The organism is Cruoricaptor ignavus (assembly GCF_900141665.1).
GTDB lineage: Bacteria > Bacteroidota > Bacteroidia > Flavobacteriales > Weeksellaceae > Cruoricaptor > Cruoricaptor ignavus.
Window position 1 is genome coordinate 41658 of record NZ_FQYI01000007.1, and the last position, 20078, is coordinate 61735.

Here is a 20078-nt window from a genome sequence, read left to right on the forward strand (position 1 = left end):
ATCCGCCATCATTCATCCACCATATCCCAGCTTCTCAGCTGCTGCAGGAAAGCGACGAGCACCCTGGCACACCCTCATATTTAGCCGGCCGTTTCTGATTGAACTCAGGGAAGATATTTTCATAAGGCCGCTGCAGCGCGCTGTAAAGTTTATCAAATGGTGCGCGCTCGCCATCGGTCAGTTTTTCAATCGCATCAAACAGGAGATAATTTCTGAGGATAAAGCGCGGATTTGCTGCCCGCATCTTGCGCAGAGAATCCTCTCTGGTGATTCTCGCAGAGCTCAGCCTCTTCTGGTAATCATTCATCACTCCCTGAAATTCTGCTAAATCCGTATCCGTAAGCTTTTTATAGGAAATTGCCTGAAGCTCCTCTCTGCCGAACGCCTCCGGCCGCTCCAGCTTCTGGAAAAAGAGCGTATAATCGAGCTCCAGCCGCTGCAATACGCCTTGCCACGCGTTGAACAGCTGCAGGTCGCTTTGAGTAAGCCTGTCCAACCCGAATTTTTTTACCATCATCAGGTCGTGTCTGTTCCAGAAGTATCCACCAAAATTATCCAAAATCTCCTGGAGAGCCTCCCCATCGTTAATCAGCGGGTGCAGGGCGTTGGCTAGCTGCCAGAGATTCCACTGTGCGATTTTTGGCTGCTCGCCGAAGGCATACCGCCTGCCGGGCAAATCCGTAGTGTTGGGCGTAAAAGCAAGGTCGAAAGCATCCAGCATCGAAAACGGGCCGTAATCTATCGTAAGCCCCAGTGCGGACATATTGTCCGTATTCATCACCCCATGCACAAAGCCCACCCGCATCCATTCCGCCATCAGGTTCGCCGTACGCTTGCAGACTGCAGAGAAGAAATCCAGATACTTCTGCGCACCACTGGAAGAAATTTCAGGATAATGATTTTCTATGATGTAATCTGCCAGCTTTGCCGTAAGCCCCGCCTCCCCGCTGGCGAATAAAAATTCAAAGTGGCCGAAGCGGATAAAGCTCGGCGCCGTGCGCACCATCAGCGCCCCGGGCTCCTCCGCAGGCTGCACGGAGTACATAATATCCCGCACCACATCCTCCCCTGTCAGGCTGATGCTCAGCGCCCTGGTAGTCGGCACATTCAGGTGGTGCATAGCCTCGCTCATCAGGTATTCCCGCACGGTGGAGCGCAGCACAGCCCTGCCGTCGGCGTGGCGGGAGTAGGGCGTGGCGCCGGCGCCCTTCCACTGCAGCTCCATTGCTTTTCCCTCATCATTCACAATTTCTCCGGCGAAAATCGCCCTGCCGTCGCCCAGCTGCCCCGCCCAGTTGCCAAACTGATGGCCGGCATAAGCGGTGGCATAGGATTTTTTGGCTAATGCTGGGGAGAGATTGGCATTCAGAAAATCCTCATCCTGCTGATTTTCAAATGTTCCTAAACCAATTTCATTTGCCAACTTTTCATTCAAATGAATCAGCCGTGCATCGGGAAAACCTGCGGGCGGTGCGAGAGAATAGAGCAATCCCGTGGTTTGCCGCGGCATCAGGCTGCCCGATTTATCTCCGGGAAATTCTTGGGTAAAATTTTGTGAGATCTTTTCTAAATTCATTTTAAAAAAACCTTCCGCGGAGGAAGGTAGTTCTTTTTTTTAATTGTTAAAATCTATATCTGATCCTTGGTTCAGCGTTTCGTTCAGGTTTTCCTCCCGTTTCGGTGCAGGCTTCGGCCTGGAAGATGAGGGGTTTTCCTCCTGCTGCCTCACAGGTTCAGGGTTTTTCAGCTGATCGAGCGTCTGTAGCTGGCCTTCGTCTCCGTAGCCGCCCCGCAGTCCTCGAAGAGCGTCACAATCACCCGTCCAGTCGGACGGTTTTATAAATTTATCATCTTTTTTTATTCCGAGGCTTTCATCCGCCCAGACTTTTTTCATATAAATAGCCCAGATCGGGAGGGACATTTTCGCACCCTGGCCTTCTCCGGTGCTGTAGAAGTGGGTGGCGCGGTCCTCCCAGCCTACCCACACGGCGGTGGCGAGATTCGGCACCATTCCCATAAACCACCCGTCGGAATTATTTTGCGTGGTACCGGTTTTCGCAGCGATCTCGATGTCTGCAGACACTCCTCTTCTCCTCAATTCTCCTGATGCCGTACCGTAGGCGGCTACGCCTTTCATCAGATCTACCATCGTGTAGGCATACAGTTCATTCATCACTTCGCGCACCTCCGGCTGCACTTCTTTTATCACCCGGCCGTTGGCATCCTCCACCCGCCACAGCATCTGCGGTTTTGTATAGTTACCAAAATTGGCGAAGGTAGCGTAGGCGCCCACCATTTCGTAGATCGTGATGTCTGTGGAGCCGAGGGCTACCGGATACTGGTTCGGGATTTCTTCGGTAATGCCCAGGTCGCGGCAGAGTTCTGCTACTTTTTTCGGCGATGCCATTTCGATAAGGCGCACTGCAACAGGGTTTTTGGAATGAGCAAGGGCATCTCTCAGGGTAAGGCTGCCGCCGGAGCCTAGAACCCGCCAGTTTCCTTTCTGGTAAGTGGCATTGGAAACGGTGCTGCAGGGCGTCATCCCGAGGTTGATAATAGCAGTGGCATACACGAACGGCTTGAATGTGGAGCCTACCTGCCTTTTACCCTGTTTAATATGGTCGTACTGGAAGTGCTGCCAGTTGATACCGCCCACCCAGGTTTTTATTTCCCCTGTGCCCGGCACCATGGACATTAGCCCCGCCTGAGCTATCTGCTTGTGGTAGCGTATGGAATCCCACGGGCTCATTTCCACCTCTTCCTCTCCCTGCCAGGTGAAGCGCGTGGTTTTTACCGGCTGCTTAAATTCCAGGATAATGGAGTCTTCCGGCATTCCTTCAGCCTTCATCATTTTGTAACGGCCTGTCCTGCGCATCGCCTGGAGCATCAGCTCGTTGGCAGTTTTTTCGCTGATGCCGTAAAATGGCCTGTTCTTCCTGCCGCGCTGCTCCGCATCAAATCTGCGCTGAAGATCGGTAAGGTGCTCCTTAACAGCCTCCTCGCCGTAGCGCTGCATGCGGGAATCCAGCGTGGTGTAGATTTTTAAGCCGTCTTTATAAATATTTAGCAGTTTCCCGTTTTTGCGTTCATATTCCTTCAAATACTGGTTAATTTCCTGCCGAAGATAAAATTTATAATATGCGGAATACCCTTCCTCCACAGACTTCACCGGCTGATAGTCGGTTACTATTGGCGTTTCCACCGCCTTTTGGTAGGTCTGCTGGTCTATGTATCCGGTAGTGAGCATCTGGCTTAGCACCACATCGCGCCTGTCTTTGGCACGCTCCGGATAGCGCATCGGGTTGTTTTTGCGCGGGTTCTCCAGCATTGCTACGAAGGTTGCCGCCTCCGGCAGGGTGAGTTCGTTGGTATGTTTGTTAAAATAAATTCGGGAAGCCATCTCCACGCCTTTTGCATTGAAAAGGAAATCGAATTTATTAAAGTAGAGGGTGATGATTTCTTCCTTGGTATAGCGCTTCTCGAGGCTTACTGCTGCCGACCATTCCTTGAGTTTCTGCGTGGCGCGCTGCAGCGGATTCTGAGATGCCGTGCCCGTGAAGAGAAGCTTCGCCAGCTGCTGAGAAATCGTGGAGCCGCCGCCTCTTTTCCCCCGGAACCATACCGCGCGGCCTACGGATTTTATATCTATTCCGGAGTGCTCGCGGAAGCGCTCGTCCTCCTTAGCCTCCAGGGCGTACACGAGGTAAGGCGGCAAGTCCTTGTAAGTCACCGGGATGGTTTTTTCTTTTTCAAACTTCCCGAGCAGCACCCCATCTGCCGACCAGATCGTGGAAGCCACATAGATGTCTGGGTTTTCCAGCTCTTCGGTGTCTGGCATTTCGCCGAAAAAACCCTGAGACACACCAAAAAATAGTGCCGCTATCCCGAGCACCGTTACCAGCAGGCCGATCCAGATGAAGCTGACCCACCACCTCCATCCGGTGTTTTTTTTCTTCTTCCGCGGCAGCGGAAAGGTTGATTTCGGCGTGCCTTCCGGCTGATTTATTTTTGCCATAAATATGTTTCTACGGTTTTGTGTTTTCTATCATTACTCCAAAATCCTCTATGCCCGGCAGCGTATCCCTGCGCATTGCCTGCCTTACTTCCAGCCGGTAGCGGCCGCTTTCCGGGAATCTGTAGTTCGTTCTGTATTGGAAGAGCGTTTCCTTCACGGTGCCAAAGCCGCTTCCAACCCATTCCCCGTTGGGCTTTGCCAGGATAAAATTGAGCGTATCAGGCGTTGCCGCCTTCCCTCCTTCTTTCGTTAATACACTGAAAACCCGCAGGTTGCTGTAGGGATAATCCTCATTATTCCGGACGACAAATATAATGTTTTTAGGCTGCTGCGCGTCCTTTATTTCAAAACTGAAAACCTGCGCGCTTTCTTTTTGCCAGGAGCCTTCTACATTGTTCATATAGACATCGCCGCCCATACGGGAGCAAGCCGCAGGGATGGCTACCGCAGCGGCCACCAGCAGGGTGGGGAATATCTTACGCGCCTGCATCGCCATTTGGTTTTGGTTTTTTTGGTAAATTTTTCCTCCCCTTGTTCTGCGGGCGCCTTTCACCGCTCTCTCCATCTTTACGGATATTTTGCTGCGGTTTAGTAGCGGCGGGCTTTCGGTCTTTTTTAGAGCTGCGCTTCACGCTTCGCTTTTTCTCAAACCTGTCCACACTATCCTCCTGGATGAGGTCGGCAGATTTTGGCGTAAGGCTTTGCGGCGAAGCGAGGTCTTCCAGCGGCGGGCTCTTTACCCCTTTTTTATTCTCAGCAAGCAGCGCCTTCACCTTTGGGGCATCCAGATCGTACCACGCGAAGGAATTATCCGCATAGGTAAACCACATTTTCCTTTTAAATACATCGATTTTAATGCAGTAGGCAAGGCCTTTCTCGGTATCCAGCTTAGCGTTGGAGGAGGGGAAATCCCGCAGGGCATCCAGGTAGGAATCCAGCTCATAGTTCAGGCAGCACTTCAGTTTGCCGCACTGCCCCGCAAGCTTTTGCGGGTTGATGCTCAGCTGCTGGTAGCGTGCCGCGTTGGTATTCACCGAGCGGAAGTCCGTAAGCCAGGAGGAGCAGCACAGCTCCCTGCCGCAGGAGCCTATTCCGCCTATCTTCGCCGCTTCCTGCCGGAAGCCGATCTGCTTCATATCTACCTTTATGCGGAATGCCAGCGCCAGCTCCTTGATTAGCTGGCGGAAATCCACGCGGCTGTCGGCAGTGTAGTAGAAGGTCGCCTTGGTGCCGTCACCCTGGAATTCTACATCGGTAATCTTCATATCCAGCCCGAGTGCTTCTGCGACTTTCTTCGCCTGCTGTTTTATATAATCCTCCTTTGCTCTCGCCTCATGCCAGATTTCCACATCCTTCTGGTTGGCAATTCTGTAGATTTTCAATGCCTGTACTTCCGGGAATTTTTTGCGTTTCATCTGCATTTTCACCAGCTCTCCGGTAAGGCTTACAGTGCCGATATCGTGTCCCGGGCTTGCCTCCACCGTAACGATGCTGCCCGGGTGTAGCGGCAGGCGGTTCACATTTTTGAAAAAAGATTTCCGTTCGTTTTTAAAGCGTACCTCCACGAAGTCGTTCTCCGGGGTATTGCCAGGGCTTTCTATGCCAGCAAGCCAGTCGAAAACGCTTAACTTATAGCTGTTCCCACAGGTATCTACGCTGGCGCAGCCGCCCGCGCTACTGCCGCAGGAATGCGCGGAATCGCCGGATGTCTTGCATCCACAACTCATACTTTCTGTTTAATAAAATTCCTGCAAAGTTATTAATTTAAGGATTAAGAATGAGTTTAAGGATGAGTTTTCAGTTTCAGGGTAAGGATAGCGGGAGCTTTGTCAAAATTCCAAATCTCTGGTAAAGGTTTTTTAGACCTGCTTTGGACGAAAACACAGACAAACCGTTAAACATTTACTAAACACATAAACAGCATATAGAGATTATATTCTAAATTTAAACCAATTTGAGGGAATATCTTACACAAAAACTACAAAATGATTATTTTAAACATAAATATTTAATAAATTGTTTTTAGTAATTAACTTACATATTATCAATAGTTTATATCCAAGTTTTACGATTAAACAAACATTTAAAATAAATTCCGTTTGTAAATTTTTTAAAAAATTAACATTTGTTTTAGAAAATATTTTATATTTGAAAAAAAATCAAGCGCATATGAAAAGAATATTATTTAGCATCGCTCTCCTTTCCGGCGTTTCTGCCTACGCGGGAGGCTTCCGCGTTTCGCTGCAGGGCGTGCGGCAGCTGGCGATGGCACACACCAGTGCACACACCGAGGATGCCAGCGTGGCATTCTTCCACCCGGCGGGTATTTCTTTTATCCCAGCAAAATTGAGCGTGGCTGCCGGAGGTATTGGGGTCAAAAATACCGTGACATTCCAGAATCCGCAGACCTTAACCAAAACTGATACAGACAACCCCCTGGGTACGCCTGCGTATGCCGCACTCGCCTACAAGCTGAATGACAAGGTATCGCTGGGCTTCAGCTTTACCACGCCTTACGGCAGCGTGGTGGAGTGGCCGGAGGACTGGGAAGGCAGGGAAATCGTGCAGCGTATGGAGCTGAAGGCGCTTTACTTTCAGCCGATGCTCGCAGTGAAGCTCTCCCCGGAGGTCTCCGTAGGCGCAAGCTACATCTACTCCAAAGGCCTGGTGGACTGGACGCGCGCCGTGACGCTGCTGAACGGGAATATGAACATAAAGGACGAGAAGGCTAAAGGCCACGGCTACGGCATCAGTTTTTACTTTAAACCGAATGATAAATTTGAGGCGGGCGCCTCCTACCGCTCGCCAATTGACATGAAGGCGAAGGAGGGCGTAGTGGCATTCAACATAAAACCATCCGTCTATTCCGTGGTGGGGCTGGATCAGAACGGGCAGGATAGGTTCACCGCCACCCTGCCGCTCACGGAGGAGTACACCCTTGGGCTTACCTACCGCATACTTCCGCAGTGGAAGGTTTCCGCAGACCTGAACTACCACGGCTGGCACCGATACAGCGCACTGACGCTCGACTTCGAGCAGGCGCCGCTGGGCAACCACCCGGAGGACCCGACGATCCTGACAGTACCGAAAAACTTCCACAACGCCCACACCCTGCGCATCGGTACGGAGTATCAGTTTAATGAGAAATTTGCCGGCAGGCTGGGCTATTATTTCGATGAGACGCCTTATGATGATGAATACTTCATCCCAGAAACTCCATCCTTCAACCTGCATGTGCTTACCGCCGGCTTCGGGATGAACTTTAACGGCTTCGGGCTGGATGCAGCCGTGGGCATGCCGCTGGGCGAACCGCGCACCGTGAACAACACTTATCAAAATTTCGTAGGAGAGGCAAAAATGAAAGCTATTTATTTCGGCCTCGGGCTCCGCTATAACCTTGTAAAATAACTGTCTGATGAAAAAAATAACGATATGGGCAGCGGCCGTGGCACTGGCTGCCACCGCGATGAGCTGCAAGAATGATTTCGATAATGATGTGGAGGACATCCTCATCACAGCAGGAGATGCTAATTTCAGCAAATATGTAGCACTGGGCAACTCGCTGACCTCCGGCTACAGGGACAATGCGCTCTACGCCTCCGCACAGCAGGAAAGCTATCCCAACCTGATGGCTATGCAGATGAAAGCCGCAGGCGGCGGAGAATTTAAACTGCCGCTGATGCCTAATGAAACGGGCGGCTTCGCCAATCTGGGCATTGCCGGAAAACTGATGCTTCAGTCGGCAAACGGGGCGCTCGCGCCGGTGCCTACCAAGGCGGGTGGCGATCTGGATAATGTGGCTTCTGGAGGACCTTACCAAAATATGGGCGTTCCGGGCGCGAAATCTTACCACCTGATTGCCCCGGGATACGGAAGCGCCGCCGGGCTGGCGAGCGGTACTGCAAACCCTTACTTCGTGCGCTTCGCCACATCGCCAAACGCTAGCGTGCTGCAGGATGCCATAGCTCAGAAGCCCACCTTCTTCTCCCTCTGGATCGGCAATAACGATGTGCTTTCCTACGCCAGCAATGGGGGCACCAACCCCGTAAGCGTGAACGGGCAGACCTACCACGCACCGGCTACCGTACAGACAGGCACCGATCCGAAACTTTACAAAGCCAACGACATCTCCTCCCCGGAGCTGGTGGCGGGTTCTATTAAAATAATTATAGAAGGAATGAAATCTGCCGGAGCGGAGAAAGGCGTAATTGCCAATATCCCGTCCATCACCTCCACGCCGTTCTTCACCAGAGTGCCTTATAACGCGGTCAACCTCAGCGAAGCTCAGGCTACCCAGATGAATAGTGCCCTGCTGAAGAACCTGAAAGCCGCGCTCACAGCCTTTGGGCAGGGCGACAGAGTAAACCTCGCAGCAGCCGGAGCCAACCCAGTTCTGATTGTGGATAACGCTCTGGCGGACCTCTCTGCGCAGCTTACCGCGGCATTTTCGCAGGCTGGCGTACCGGCACCTCAGGCGGCGATGCTCGGCAAGGTTTTCGGGCAGGCAAGGCACGCGAAGAGCGGGGAGCTACTCACTCTTACCTCGTCCTCCGTATTGGGGAAGGATGCTATGACCAATGCGGCGCCTACGGCAGGCACCCAATTTATCGTAGGGGCGACCTTCCCGCTGGGGGACAACTTCTCCCTAACGGCGAAAGAGATTGAAAATGTAAACAAAGCGACCGCCGCATACAACGCTGCGATCAGCAGCCTCGCAAATCAGTACGGACTGGCTCTTGTTGACATAAATTCTCTGATGAACAGGCTGAACAGCCAGTCCGGCATTGTGTGGAACGGCGTGCGCTACAACGCGGGCTTCGTGACGGGAGGCACCTTCTCTCTAGACGGTATACACCTCACAGGCAAGGGCTACGCTATGGTGGCCAATGAATTCCTGAAGGCTATCAACCAGAAATACCGCTCCAACCTTCCCCTTGTGGATGCAAACCTGTATTCCGGCGTGGAATTTCCTTAATCTATTCAGCTTATGATCAATACCGGCCCGCCTATGCGGGTCGTTTTTTTGCTATTAATTCTCTCTGGGGCACTTTCCGAGGATTAAATTTTGGTTAAATTTGCATCAACATCCTTAGACTATGGCACAATCCTCCTACCTTTTCAGCACGCGCACCAGCTACGACTTGGCACAGAAAATCGCCGAGCACTACGGCCAGGATTTAGGCAAAATCAACTTCCAGGAATTTAGCGACGGTGAATTTGAGCCGGTTCTCGATCAGTCGGTTCGTGGCGGCAGGGTCTTTCTCATCGGCTCCACATTTCCACCGGCAGACAACTTGCTGGAACTTCTGCTGATGATAGATGCCGCCAAAAGAGCATCAGCAAAAAACATTACTGTGGTAATCCCTTACTACGGCCTTGCAAGGCAGGACAGGAAGGATAAACCCAGGGCACCGATAGGCGCAAAACTGGTGGCCAACCTGCTGAGCGCAGCGGGTGCTACAAGGATTATGACGATGGATTTGCACGCCGACCAGATTCAGGGCTTCTTCGAAATTCCGGTGGATCATCTGTACGCCTCCACGATTTTTGTGGATTACATCACCTCCCTAAACCTTGATAACCTGACGATTGCTTCACCTGATATGGGCGGTGCGAAGCGCGCGAAAAACTATGCAGGATACCTGGGCGCAGAAGTGGTGATTGCCTACAAAGAGCGTAAGAAAGCCAATGTGGTGGAAGAGATGTTCCTGATAGGCGATGTGCAGGATAGGAATGTAATCTTGATAGATGATATGATAGATACAGCGGGAACGCTTTGCAAGGCGGCGAGCATCCTGATGGAAAAGGGCGCAAAATCCGTAAGGGCGATGGCTACGCACGGTGTGCTTTCCGGAAAGGCTTACGAGAACATAGAAAATTCCAAGCTTTCGGAAGTGATTGTGACGGATACCATCCCGATTAAAACGGAGCTTTCATCGAAGATAAAGGTGCTTTCGTGCGCGCCGCTTTTCGCGGAAGTAATGCATATGGTGCACGAGCATAAATCCATCAGCGATAAGTTCGTGATTTAGTTTTTCTATTGCTAATCTATCCCGGAAAACAATTCACTCACGCTTAGAGAAAGCTGCGGGAAAATTCGGGATTGTAAGATTTCGCCTTCTGTAGCAGGTTTCAGCCCGATGAAGATTTCACCCTGAAGCACAAACTGCTGCACATTTTTTTCGCCGGGGTGCACAATCCAGTACTCTTTTACGCCGTTTTCTTCGTAAATCCGGTACTTGTTGTCATATTCCTTCTTTGAATTTCCGGGCGAAAGAATTTCCACCACCAAATCTGGCGCGCCGAGACAACCGCGCTCATCCAGCTTTTCCAAATCACAGATTACGCAGAGGTCCGGCTGAACAACGGTGCGGATTTTCCCATCTACATCGGGAAAACGAACATCGAAAGGTGCAACATAGATTTCGCAAGTATGCGAGCGGAAAGCCTGCAGGAAAACATCGGTAATCTTCAATGAAATCCTTTGATGTTTCCGCAAAGGTGCAGGGCTCATTTGGAAGATTTTCCCCTTGAAAAGCTCCACCCTTTCCTGAAATTTCCAAAGCAGATAATCGGCGTATGTATAGGATTTCGATAAATCCAAATCGCTGAAATTGGTAACTTCCATAACCGCAGTTTGATACAAAGTTAAAGATTTTCAACAATTCACTTCACCATCTCGAAAAAAGTCCTTACATTTGCAGTCTCAAAATTTTTATAATGAAATCTGTTACAATTCAAGGTACAAAAAGAGAAAGCGTGGGCAAGAAATCCACCAAGGCTTTGCGCGATGCTGAGTTAGTCCCTTGTGTTGTCTACGGCGGTGAACAGCCAGTGAACTTTTCCGCGCAGGAAAAGGCTTTCAAGAACCTGGTTTACACTCCGGATGCACACACGGTAGAGCTCAAAATCGGCGATGAAACCATTGCTGCCGTGCTGCAGGACATCCAGTTTCACCCGATTACAGACAAAATTCTTCACGCCGATTTCTATCAGTTGGCTGATGACAAGCCGGTGATTATGGAGGTGCCGGTGCGCATCACAGGCCGTGCGAAAGGCGTGGTAGCAGGTGGCGTTCTTCGCCAGTCTTTCAGAAAGCTGAAGCTGAAGGCCATCCCTGCTAATCTTCCGGACGAAATCGTGGTGGATGTAACGCCGCTGAGAATAGGCAACAAACTTTATGTGGGCGATATCAAGAGCGAAAATTACACATTTATGCACCCTGATAATGCTGTGGTAGCAGCCGTGAAGATGAGTAGAAATGCGATGAAAGGTGGTGCAGGAACGGATGACGATGAAGAAGAAACAGCGGTGCCAGCTACAGAATCTCCGGATGCTGAAGCGCCGGCCGCTACTGAATAAATTTCTTTGGTGATAAATTGGCCTGCCATTAGGCAGGTTTTTTTGTGCCCGGACTTTATAGTTAATTCGTAACTTTGCAATCTGAAAACATTCTAATTAAAAATGATCAAGGTAAGCGATGAGGCGAAAGCTACGGCGGCAAGGCTGATGCAGGAAGACGGCTTCAACCCTGAGACGGATTTCATCCGTGTAGGCGTGAAAAGCGGCGGCTGTTCCGGCCTGGAATATGTGCTGAAGTTCGATAATGCGAAGGCCGATACCGATCAGGTTTTTGAAGACAACGGCATTAAAATCCTTGTCGATAAAAAATCGATTCTTTATCTGGCGGGAACTACGCTGGAATATTCCGGCGGGCTGAACGGCAAGGGCTTCGTGTTCAACAACCCGAACGCTGCAAGAACCTGTGGTTGTGGGGAGAGTTTTTCGTTGTAAGGGTTTAAAGTTTAAGGTTTAATGTTCAAAGAATGCCGAAAATTGAGCGTTTTGAGGATATGGAGATTTGGCAGAGAGCACGTGCTCTTTGTCAGAAAATCTATGCCATTATTCAGGATACGCCTCTGAAAAGCAACTTTAAACTTGCCAATCAAATCGATGGTTCTTCTGGCTCAATAATGGACAATATAGCGGAAGGCTTTGAACGAAACGGAAATAAAGAATTCCTGCAATTTCTTTCGATTGCAAAAGGTTCCTGCGGAGAAACTCGGTCACAACTTTACCGGCTATTTGACCGGAATTTTATCAATGAAAAAGATTTCAATTCTTTGCTTAAGGAATGTGAGGACTTAAGCCGAAAAATTTCGGCATTTATGAATTATCTCAACGGAAGTACGCTGAAAGGCGCGAAGTTCAAGCAGCCTTAAACTTTAAACTTCCAAATTTTGAACTGAATTATGGCCAAATACACTGAAGACGATTTACGGGAAGACCTGAAAACCAAGGAGTACGAAGCGGGATTTTATACCGACATTGAGTACGAGGAGTTTCCTACCGGGCTGAATGAGGACATCATCCGGGCGATTTCCGCGAAGAAAGAGGAACCAGACTGGATGACGGAATGGCGCCTGGAAGCCTTCCGAAACTGGCAGCAAATGGAGGAACCGGACTGGGCGAATGTAACCTACGAAAAACCTGATTTCCAGGCAATAAAATACTATGCCGCACCAAAGAAAAAATCAGAACTTGAAAGCCTGGACGAAGTGGACCCAGAACTTCTGAAAACTTTCGAAAAGCTGGGCATCAACATTGAGGAGCAGAAAAGGCTTGCAGGCGTTGCTGTGGACATCGTGATGGATTCGGTTTCCGTGAAGACGACTTTCCAGGAAACGCTGGAGGAGAAGGGCATCATCTTCTGCTCGATTTCCGAGGCGATTAAAAACCATCCTGACTTGGTTCGGCAGTACATCGGGAAAGCCGTTCCGCGAACTGATAATTTCTACGCCGCACTGAATTCCGCCGTGTTTTCGGACGGCTCTTTTGCCTACATTCCGAAAGGTGTAAAATGCCCGATGGAGCTTTCCACATATTTCAGGATTAATCAGTCTGGAACAGGGCAGTTCGAGCGCACGCTGGTAATAGCAGATGAAGGCAGCTATGTATCGTATCTGGAAGGCTGCACAGCGCCTGCAAGAGACGAGAACCAGCTGCACGCTGCAGTGGTGGAACTGATTGCGCTGGATGATGCGGAAATCAAATATTCCACGGTGCAGAACTGGTTTCCTGGCGATGAAAACGGAAACGGCGGTGTTTATAATTTCGTGACAAAGCGCGGCCTTTGCCACAGAAATTCGAAGATTTCGTGGACACAGGTAGAAACCGGCTCTGCCGTTACCTGGAAATATCCGTCCTGTGTTTTGCTGGGGGATAATTCTGTGGGAGAATTTTATTCGATCGCAGTGACTAACCACAAACAGCAGGCAGACACCGGAACGAAGATGATACACATCGGGAAAAACACAAAATCTACGATTATCTCGAAAGGAATTTCCGCAGGGAAATCGCAGAACTCTTACCGTGGCTTGGTGAAGGTTTTGCCAACGGCAAAGGGCGCGCGGAATTTTTCGCAGTGCGATTCCTTGTTGATGGGCAATGAATGCGGTGCGCACACCTTCCCTTATGTGGAAATCAAAGATCCTGCTGCACAGCTGGAGCACGAGGCCACGACATCCAAAATCGGCGAAGACCAAATCTTCTACTGCAATCAGAGAGGGATTGACACGGAAAAAGCTATTGCGCTGATTGTCAATGGATTCAGCAAGGAAGTTTTGAATAAACTGCCGATGGAATTTGCGATAGAAGCACAGAAATTATTGGAAATTTCTCTGGAAGGAAGTGTGGGATAATTAGGAAGCGGATAAGGCAATTAATACGGCTATTATGGTTTCCAAAGACTTGGAAATTATTCCGTTTGATGCGTAATTACAATTGAAAACAATTAGGATACAGTCACAAATTGAGTATCGAAAAATTTGAGACTTTCAAAAATAAAATAGGTAAAATGCTACAAATCAATAACTTACACGCAAAAATTGAGGAAGGCAGGGAAATTTTGAAAGGCATCAGCCTGCGGATTAATCCTGGTGAGGTTCACGCAATTATGGGCCCGAACGGTTCCGGAAAATCCACGCTGTCATCGGTGATTGCAGGGAAAGAAGACTACGAAATTACCGACGGGGAAATCTTTTTCGAAGGTGAGGATATTTCGGAAGATGCACCGGAAGAGCGCGCCCACAAAGGGATTTTTATGTCCTTCCAATACCCGGTGGAAATTCCGGGTGTTTCGGTGACGAACTTCATCAAGGCCGCTCTCAACGAAAACAGAAAAGCCAAAGGCCTGGAAGAAATGCCGGCTAAGGAAATGCTGGCCTTGATACGTGAAAAGGCTGAAAAACTGGGCATCCGTCCGGATTTTCTATCCCGTTCGCTGAACGAAGGATTTTCCGGCGGCGAAAAAAAGCGCAACGAAATTTTCCAAATGCTGATGCTGGATCCGAAGCTTGCCATCCTGGATGAAACGGATTCCGGGCTGGATATTGATGCGCTGAGAATTGTGGCTGATGGCGTGAATTCCTTTAAGAATTCTGGGAACGCCGTGCTCTTAATCACGCATTACCAAAGGCTTCTGGACTATATTCAGCCAGATTTTGTCCATGTGCTTGCCAACGGGAAAATCATCAAAACTGGCGACAGATCTTTAGCCCTTGAGCTCGAAGAAAAAGGCTACGATTGGCTGGTGAATTAGTTTGAAATTTTGAAGTTTTTAGAATGACACTTTACAATCAAATCCTGAATAAGCACGAAGAATTTCTAAGCAGCCTGCATCACCGTTTTTTGGATGATTTCCGGAAGGATGCGCTACAGAAATTTGCGGAAAAAGGCTTCCCGACGAAAAAGGACGAGGAATACAAGTACACTTCACTGGAGGAAATTACCGAGAAAGATTACAACTTCTTCCCCGCTGAAAATCACAGCGTTACGAAAGCGCAGCTTGATGAGCTTCAGATGGGCGAAGAGGATTTTGACCGCATCGTTTTCATCAACGGCGTTCTGCACAAGGAATTTTCGAAAATTTCCTTTGCCAATGCAGAGCTGCTCTCGATGCGCTACGCATTGAATGACGACAAGCACCGCAAAGCTTTCGCGCAGTATTTCAACAAGTTAGCCGACGAAAACAACGCCTTGGCCAACCTGAATGCTGCCTATTGCAGAAACGGCTTCTTCCTACACATTCCGAAAAATGTGGTGGTAGAAAGGCCGATACACATCTTCTATATTTCTGATAATCAGGCAACTAACTCATTTTATAACTGGCGGAATCTGCTGATAGCAGATGAGGGTGCAAAAGTGGAAATCATCGAAAGCCATCATAATTTTGATGAAAACTTTGTGTTCACCAATACCGTTACCGAAATTTTCGTCGGGCAAAATGCAAAAGCAGATTGGCACAAACTTCAGAACGATTCGCAGAAAACCTACCTGATTGACAACACTTACGCAAGCCAGAAACGCGATTCGCTGGCCACGGTGAATACTTTTTCTTTCGGTGGAAAGCTGGTGCGCAACAATCTGGATTTCATTCACGAAGGCGAAAACATCAATTCCTTTATGAACGGCATCACGATTATCGGCGATGAACAGCTGGTGGATCATCATACCGCGGTGCACCACAACGAGCCGAATTGCGAATCTTACCAAAATTACAAGGGCATCTTCAAGGATAAAGCGCACGGCGTTTTCAACGGGAAGGTTTTCGTGGATAAAATTGCGCAGAAAACCAATGCCTATCAGCAAAACAACAATGTGCTGCTGAGCGAGGGCGCCACGATAGATTCCAAACCGCAGCTGGAAATTTTCGCCGATGATGTGAAATGTTCGCACGGCTGCACCGTTGGTCAGCTGGATGAAGATGCGCTTTTTTACCTTCGTGCAAGAGGAATTTCCAAAAAAGAAGCGCAGGCACTTCTGCTCTATGCCTTTGCCAATGATGCTATGCAAAACATTGACATTGAAGCACTTAGGCTGAAATTATCAAAACTTCTCGCTGAAAAACTGGAAGTGGAAATGGAGTTTTAAGCGCGGAAAATGCTGCAGAATATTCCCATAGAAAAGGTGCTTTTTCTCGACATTGAAACGGTGCCGAACGCTTCAGCCTGGGAAGATTTGCCGGAATCTGAACAGAAACTTTGGGACAAAAAAACTTTCGCGCAGCGCAAGAACGAAATTTCCGCGGAAGATTTCTATCACGAAAGAGCCGGCGTAATGGCAGAGTTTGGCAAAATCATCTGCATTTCCGTGGGGATGATGGAGCGCGAAAAACTAAAAATCCGCAGCTTTTTCGGTGATGATGAGAAGGAAATCCTCACCGATTTCGGTAAAATCTTCAACAGCCCAAGATTAAGCGGCGTAATCCTCTGCGCACACAACGGCAGAGAATTTGATTTCCCGTGGATTGCGCGGCGCTCGATGATTAACGGCTTTATGCCGCCGCTTCCGTTCCAGACTTTCGGGAAAAAACCGTGGGATATTCCGCACCTGGATACGATGGAACTCTGGAAGTTTGGCGATTATAAAACCTTCGTCTCGCTGGAGCTTCTGGCGCACATCTTCAAAGTTCCCACGCCGAAAGACGACATCGATGGTTCGATGGTTGCCGAAGTTTATCACCGTGAAAAAGATTTGCAGCGCATCGTAGATTATTGTGAAAAAGATGTATTAACTTTAGCCAATGTTTTCCGGAGAATGCGCCAGGAAGACTTGCTTGAACGATTAACTGACTGATACTATGGCATTTACAGACGAACAGATTGCAGAAATTGGCGAAAATATCATCCGTGTCCTGAAAACCGTTTACGATCCGGAAATCCCGGTGGACATTTACGAACTTGGCCTGGTGTACGATGTGCAGATTTCCGACGAAGGCGATGTAAAGGTGGTGATGACGCTTACCACGCCGAATTGCCCTGTGGCAGAAACGCTGCCGCAGGAAGTAAAAGACAAGGTGTCCATCGTGAAAGATGTGCGCAGCGTGGATCTGGAACTAACCTTCGAACCGGCGTGGCACAAGGATATGATGAGCGAGGAGGCGAGATTTGAGCTGGGAATGCTTTAGCTTCCGAAAACCACGCCCTGCCTTTCCAGATCGGTATTGGTACCTTCTATGAAGTTCAAGATTTCATCCGTGCCAATTTTCTTCTCAGCGGAAGTGCTGAAAATCGGCGGCAACCCTTCCCAAAATTCCAAAAGCCTCGCCTTGTAATTCTCGATGTTTGCAGTGATGGCCGCAGGTTTCAGCTTGTCGGTTTTCGTGAAAACGATGCTAAACGGAATTGCGCTTTCGCCGCACCATTCCATAAATTCTAGATCGATGGTTTGCGGTTCGTGCCGGGAATCTACCAGCACGAAAAGGTTCACAAGATTTTTCCGGTTCAGGATGTAATTGGTGATGAGCCTCTCAAAACCTTTGCGCTGCACCTTGGAAACCCTTGCATAGCCATAGCCTGGCAAATCCGTAAGGTACCAGTTTTCATTGATAATAAAATGGTTGATGAGCTGCGTTTTACCAGGCGTCTGAGAAGTTTTCGCCAAATCTTTCCTACCTACCATTGCGTTGATGAGCGAAGATTTCCCAACATTCGAGCGGCCGATGAAGGCATACTCTGGCAATTCAGGTGGCGGGCAACTCTGCCACTTCTCGGAACTTTTTACAAACTCAGCGGTTAGGATGAGCATCGTTTTGTTTTTTGCAATAGGCTTTTGGCTGCAAGCTTTTTCATTTAAACTTACAACTCTTTACCCAACTAATAACTACCTGTCTTTCAGCCAGTTATAAAGTATTTCGTTAAATTCATCCGGCTTTTCCATCATTGCAGCGTGGCCACATTTATCCATCCAAAACAGGTCAGAATTTGGTATAAGGCGGTGCATTTCTTCCGCCACATCAGGCGGCGTCACATTATCCTGCCTGCCCCAAATAATGCAGGTGGGCGTTTCAATTTTGTGCAGGTCCTTCGCCATATTATGCTTGATGGCGCTTCGTGCCAGCATCACGGTTTTGATGCCTTTGCCTCGGTCGTTCACGATGGCGAAAACCTCATCCACCAAATCTTCCGTGGCAACGCTGGGATCGTAGAACACCTCTTCCGTTTTCTTGCGGATGTAAGAGCGGTCGCTTTTTCTCGGGAAGCTGTCGCCGAAAGAACGCTCGTAAAGCCCGGAGCTTCCCGTCAGTACAAGGTTTTTTACCAAATGCGGTCGATTGACGGTTAAAATCAAAGCGATGTGCCCGCCCATTGAATTTCCGACGATGGTAGCAGGCTCTCCCACTTTTTCTTCGATGAATTTGGCTACGAATTTTGCAAGCGCCGAAAGATTGGTGTTCAACACCGGTAAATCATAAATTGGAAGTTCGGGGAAAAACACCTTGAAACCGCGGGACGAAAAGTACCCGATAAGCGAAGTGAAATTGCTGAGACCGCCCATCAAACCTTGCAGCAAGATGATTGGGTGGCCCTCACCTTCTTCGATGTAAGAGAATTTTTTATCCTTTTTAAAATTGAAAGTCATAGTGCGATGAGCAAGCAACAAATTTACAACTTTCACGAAAAAATATAAAGGAAAAGTTTTTATTAAAAATCATTCAAGATAAGGGCGGGAAATTTAAACGAGAAACATTAACAGTTCTTTAACATTTTAGCAATCAATTAATTAGCGGATTAAAAAAACTTATCCACATTAAGTCAAAAAGTGGGAGAAAGTGGGAATTTTTGGAAATTTATGTATAAATTTGTCCCCAAATGAATTTCTTTTTTGAAACATACGAGTGCAAAATCGACGATAAAGGCAGGCTGAAGCTTCCTTCATCACTGGTGAAGCATTTGCAAAGCATTGATAATCAAGAGCTTGTAATAAAGCGGGCGGTGTTTCAAAAATGCCTGGAAGTGTACCCCGCAAAACCGTGGGAAAAACTGATGCAGAAAATCAACGGGCTGAATAGGTTCGTGAAGAAAAACGCCGATTTCATCCGGATGTTTACCGCCGGCGTAAAATCGGCAGAGGTGGATAAGGCCGAAAGAATCCTGATACCGAAGGATTTGAAAACTTTCGCAGGCCTAGAGAAAGACATCGTGATTTCCGGTGTTGGTGAGTTCTTTGAAATTTGGGATAAGGCGGCTTATGAGGAAAACATCGCGACGAACGAAGCGGATTTTGCGCAGCTTTCCGAGGAGGTGATGGGTGAAATTAATTTTGACGAATTAGCGTAAGTCATTCATAATCAATGTATCACAAGCCTGTACTGCTGAAACGAAGCGTGGATGATTTGGTGACAAATCCTGATGGAATTTATGTGGACTGCACTTTTGGTGGCGGCGGACATTCCCGCGAAATTCTTTCGCGGCTTTCGGAAAACGGGCGGCTTTTCGCCTTCGATCAGGATCTGGATGCGCTGGAAAATAAGATTGACGATGCAAGGTTTACGCTCATCAACCAAAACTTCCGCTTCCTGGAAAATTCCTTGCTGATGTATGGAATCAGCGGTGTGGACGGCGTTCTGGCAGATTTGGGCGTTTCTTCCCACCAGTTTGACGAGGCGGCAAGAGGCTTTTCCACAAGAAGCGATGCACCGCTGGATATGCGGATGAATGTGCGGCAAAACCTGGATGCAAGGCGCATCATCAACGAATATGAGGAGGAGCAGCTGGCGGATTTGTTCTATCATTACGGCGAACTTCGTGAGGCGAGAAAACTGGCGCGCGAAATCGTGAGCTACCGGAAGGAAAAGCCGATAAATACGACGGCTGAGCTGAAATCGGTTTTTGCGTACATCCCGGCAAACCGGCAGAACAAGTTTTTCGCGCAGGTTTTCCAGGCGATAAGAATCGAGGTGAACGAGGAGCTGGAAGCGCTGAAGGAAATGCTGGTGCAGGCCCTGAAAGTTTTGAAGCCGGGCGGAAGACTCTCGGTAATCTCTTACCATTCTCTGGAAGACCGGCTGGTAAAGCGTTTCCTGAAGAACGGGATGTTCAGCGGTGAACCGGAAAGAGATGTGTTCGGCAATTATCCCAAAACATTTGAACTGCTGCAAAGCAAGGCGGTAATTCCCGATGAAGCGGAAATCTCGGAAAACAGCAGGGCAAGAAGTGCGAAACTGAGAACAGGGATTAAGATGTAAGAAACAAGGCAAAAGGAAAAATTTAGAATTTAAAGT

At 48.7% G+C, this 20078-nt stretch carries 20 protein-coding genes; 13 read left to right on the forward strand and 7 right to left on the reverse strand.

The annotated features are described in order from the left end of the window. Positions 1–34: 34 nt before the first annotated feature. The 4 genes from BUB43_RS07835 to BUB43_RS07850 are packed head-to-tail and all read right to left on the reverse strand — an operon-like array spanning position 35 to position 5742. On the reverse strand, positions 35–1576 hold the full coding sequence (locus tag BUB43_RS07835) for a protein adenylyltransferase SelO (protein WP_073179929.1): 1542 nt from the start codon (positions 1574–1576) through the stop codon (positions 35–37). Between the two features lie 39 nt (positions 1577–1615). After that, on the reverse strand, positions 1616–4015 hold the full coding sequence (locus BUB43_RS07840) for a transglycosylase domain-containing protein (protein WP_073179931.1): 2400 nt from the start codon (positions 4013–4015) through the stop codon (positions 1616–1618). A gap of 10 nt (positions 4016–4025) precedes the next feature. Continuing rightward, positions 4026–4505: a gliding motility lipoprotein GldH gene (locus BUB43_RS07845; RefSeq protein WP_073180092.1), complete on the reverse strand. Its 480-nt coding sequence runs from the start codon at positions 4503–4505 to the stop codon at positions 4026–4028. Further along, the gene (locus tag BUB43_RS07850; protein ID WP_073179932.1) at positions 4492–5742 is read right to left on the reverse strand and encodes a PSP1 domain-containing protein; all 1251 of its coding nucleotides are present in this window, start codon (positions 5740–5742) and stop codon (positions 4492–4494) included. Before BUB43_RS07850 ends, BUB43_RS07845 begins: the two co-directional genes overlap by 14 nt. A 442-nt stretch (positions 5743–6184) precedes the next feature. Here BUB43_RS07850 and BUB43_RS07855 point away from each other — a divergent pair, with 442 nt between their 5' ends. The 3 genes from BUB43_RS07855 (at position 6185) to BUB43_RS07865 (ending at position 10047) form a co-directional block, all read left to right on the forward strand. After that, positions 6185–7423 carry an OmpP1/FadL family transporter gene (locus tag BUB43_RS07855; protein WP_073180094.1) on the forward strand — a complete coding sequence of 413 codons (1239 nt, stop codon included), beginning with the start codon at positions 6185–6187 and terminating at the stop codon, positions 7421–7423. A gap of 7 nt (positions 7424–7430) precedes the next feature. After that, positions 7431–8990 carry an SGNH/GDSL hydrolase family protein gene (locus BUB43_RS07860; RefSeq protein WP_073179934.1) on the forward strand — a complete coding sequence of 520 codons (1560 nt, stop codon included), beginning with the start codon at positions 7431–7433 and terminating at the stop codon, positions 8988–8990. A 121-nt stretch (positions 8991–9111) separates the two neighbouring features. Further along, positions 9112–10047, forward strand: coding sequence for a ribose-phosphate pyrophosphokinase (locus BUB43_RS07865; protein ID WP_073179936.1), 936 nt, complete (start codon positions 9112–9114; stop codon positions 10045–10047). Positions 10048–10058: 11 nt separating this feature from the next. Here BUB43_RS07865 and BUB43_RS07870 read toward each other — a convergent pair whose 3' ends face one another. Then, on the reverse strand, positions 10059–10643 hold the full coding sequence (locus BUB43_RS07870) for a Uma2 family endonuclease (protein ID WP_073179938.1): 585 nt from the start codon (positions 10641–10643) through the stop codon (positions 10059–10061). Positions 10644–10735: 92 nt separating this feature from the next. Here BUB43_RS07870 and BUB43_RS07875 point away from each other — a divergent pair, with 92 nt between their 5' ends. The 8 genes from BUB43_RS07875 to BUB43_RS07910 all read left to right on the forward strand — a co-directional run bounded on the left by BUB43_RS07875 (position 10736) and on the right by BUB43_RS07910 (position 16982). Further along, entirely contained in the window at positions 10736–11377 is a 642-nt protein-coding gene (locus BUB43_RS07875; RefSeq protein WP_073179940.1) for a 50S ribosomal protein L25/general stress protein Ctc, read from the forward strand. A 102-nt stretch (positions 11378–11479) separates the two neighbouring features. Then, entirely contained in the window at positions 11480–11809 is a 330-nt protein-coding gene (locus tag BUB43_RS07880) for a HesB/IscA family protein (RefSeq protein WP_073179942.1), read from the forward strand. Between the two features lie 32 nt (positions 11810–11841). Continuing rightward, positions 11842–12237, forward strand: coding sequence for a four helix bundle protein (locus BUB43_RS07885; RefSeq protein WP_073179944.1), 396 nt, complete (start codon positions 11842–11844; stop codon positions 12235–12237). A gap of 30 nt (positions 12238–12267) precedes the next feature. Continuing rightward, positions 12268–13716 carry a Fe-S cluster assembly protein SufB gene (gene sufB, locus BUB43_RS07890; RefSeq protein ID WP_073179946.1) on the forward strand — a complete coding sequence of 483 codons (1449 nt, stop codon included), beginning with the start codon at positions 12268–12270 and terminating at the stop codon, positions 13714–13716. Between the two features lie 155 nt (positions 13717–13871). Continuing rightward, complete coding sequence (gene sufC / locus BUB43_RS07895; protein WP_073180095.1) at positions 13872–14615, forward strand: Fe-S cluster assembly ATPase SufC; 744 nt, start codon at positions 13872–13874, stop codon at positions 14613–14615. A 23-nt stretch (positions 14616–14638) separates the two neighbouring features. Next, the gene (gene sufD, locus BUB43_RS07900; RefSeq protein WP_083541222.1) at positions 14639–15946 is read left to right on the forward strand and encodes a Fe-S cluster assembly protein SufD; all 1308 of its coding nucleotides are present in this window, start codon (positions 14639–14641) and stop codon (positions 15944–15946) included. 9 nt (positions 15947–15955) lie between these two features. Continuing rightward, entirely contained in the window at positions 15956–16651 is a 696-nt protein-coding gene (locus BUB43_RS07905) for a 3'-5' exonuclease (RefSeq protein WP_073179948.1), read from the forward strand. 4 nt (positions 16652–16655) lie between these two features. Further along, complete coding sequence (locus BUB43_RS07910; protein WP_073179949.1) at positions 16656–16982, forward strand: iron-sulfur cluster assembly protein; 327 nt, start codon at positions 16656–16658, stop codon at positions 16980–16982. On the opposite strand, the gene yihA is transcribed toward BUB43_RS07910, so the two are convergent. Next, complete coding sequence (yihA, locus tag BUB43_RS07915; protein ID WP_073179951.1) at positions 16979–17602, reverse strand: ribosome biogenesis GTP-binding protein YihA/YsxC; 624 nt, start codon at positions 17600–17602, stop codon at positions 16979–16981. The genes BUB43_RS07910 and yihA overlap by 4 nt on opposite strands. 75 nt (positions 17603–17677) lie before the next feature. Continuing rightward, on the reverse strand, positions 17678–18436 hold the full coding sequence (locus tag BUB43_RS07920; RefSeq protein ID WP_073179953.1) for an alpha/beta fold hydrolase: 759 nt from the start codon (positions 18434–18436) through the stop codon (positions 17678–17680). A gap of 230 nt (positions 18437–18666) precedes the next feature. Here BUB43_RS07920 and mraZ point away from each other — a divergent pair, with 230 nt between their 5' ends. After that, positions 18667–19134: a division/cell wall cluster transcriptional repressor MraZ gene (mraZ, locus tag BUB43_RS07925; protein ID WP_073179955.1), complete on the forward strand. Its 468-nt coding sequence runs from the start codon at positions 18667–18669 to the stop codon at positions 19132–19134. 14 nt (positions 19135–19148) lie between these two features. Further along, on the forward strand, positions 19149–20042 hold the full coding sequence (gene rsmH / locus BUB43_RS07930) for a 16S rRNA (cytosine(1402)-N(4))-methyltransferase RsmH (protein WP_073179956.1): 894 nt from the start codon (positions 19149–19151) through the stop codon (positions 20040–20042). Positions 20043–20078: the final 36 nt, after the last annotated feature.

Coding starts and splice junctions, on each gene's coding strand:
- BUB43_RS07835 (WP_073179929.1), bottom strand. CDS start 1,576: ATGAATTTAGAAAAGATCTCACAAAATTTTACCCAAGAATTTCCCGGA.
- BUB43_RS07840 (WP_073179931.1), bottom strand. CDS start 4,015: ATGGCAAAAATAAATCAGCCGGAAGGCACGCCGAAATCAACCTTTCCG.
- BUB43_RS07845 (WP_073180092.1), bottom strand. CDS start 4,505: ATGCAGGCGCGTAAGATATTCCCCACCCTGCTGGTGGCCGCTGCGGTA.
- BUB43_RS07850 (WP_073179932.1), bottom strand. CDS start 5,742: ATGAGTTGTGGATGCAAGACATCCGGCGATTCCGCGCATTCCTGCGGC.
- BUB43_RS07855 (WP_073180094.1), top strand. CDS start 6,185: ATGAAAAGAATATTATTTAGCATCGCTCTCCTTTCCGGCGTTTCTGCC.
- BUB43_RS07860 (WP_073179934.1), top strand. CDS start 7,431: ATGAAAAAAATAACGATATGGGCAGCGGCCGTGGCACTGGCTGCCACC.
- BUB43_RS07865 (WP_073179936.1), top strand. CDS start 9,112: ATGGCACAATCCTCCTACCTTTTCAGCACGCGCACCAGCTACGACTTG.
- BUB43_RS07870 (WP_073179938.1), bottom strand. CDS start 10,643: ATGGAAGTTACCAATTTCAGCGATTTGGATTTATCGAAATCCTATACA.
- BUB43_RS07875 (WP_073179940.1), top strand. CDS start 10,736: ATGAAATCTGTTACAATTCAAGGTACAAAAAGAGAAAGCGTGGGCAAG.
- BUB43_RS07880 (WP_073179942.1), top strand. CDS start 11,480: ATGATCAAGGTAAGCGATGAGGCGAAAGCTACGGCGGCAAGGCTGATG.
- BUB43_RS07885 (WP_073179944.1), top strand. CDS start 11,842: ATGCCGAAAATTGAGCGTTTTGAGGATATGGAGATTTGGCAGAGAGCA.
- sufB (WP_073179946.1), top strand. CDS start 12,268: ATGGCCAAATACACTGAAGACGATTTACGGGAAGACCTGAAAACCAAG.
- sufC (WP_073180095.1), top strand. CDS start 13,872: ATGCTACAAATCAATAACTTACACGCAAAAATTGAGGAAGGCAGGGAA.
- sufD (WP_083541222.1), top strand. CDS start 14,639: ATGACACTTTACAATCAAATCCTGAATAAGCACGAAGAATTTCTAAGC.
- BUB43_RS07905 (WP_073179948.1), top strand. CDS start 15,956: ATGCTGCAGAATATTCCCATAGAAAAGGTGCTTTTTCTCGACATTGAA.
- BUB43_RS07910 (WP_073179949.1), top strand. CDS start 16,656: ATGGCATTTACAGACGAACAGATTGCAGAAATTGGCGAAAATATCATC.
- yihA (WP_073179951.1), bottom strand. CDS start 17,602: ATGCTCATCCTAACCGCTGAGTTTGTAAAAAGTTCCGAGAAGTGGCAG.
- BUB43_RS07920 (WP_073179953.1), bottom strand. CDS start 18,436: ATGACTTTCAATTTTAAAAAGGATAAAAAATTCTCTTACATCGAAGAA.
- mraZ (WP_073179955.1), top strand. CDS start 18,667: ATGAATTTCTTTTTTGAAACATACGAGTGCAAAATCGACGATAAAGGC.
- rsmH (WP_073179956.1), top strand. CDS start 19,149: ATGTATCACAAGCCTGTACTGCTGAAACGAAGCGTGGATGATTTGGTG.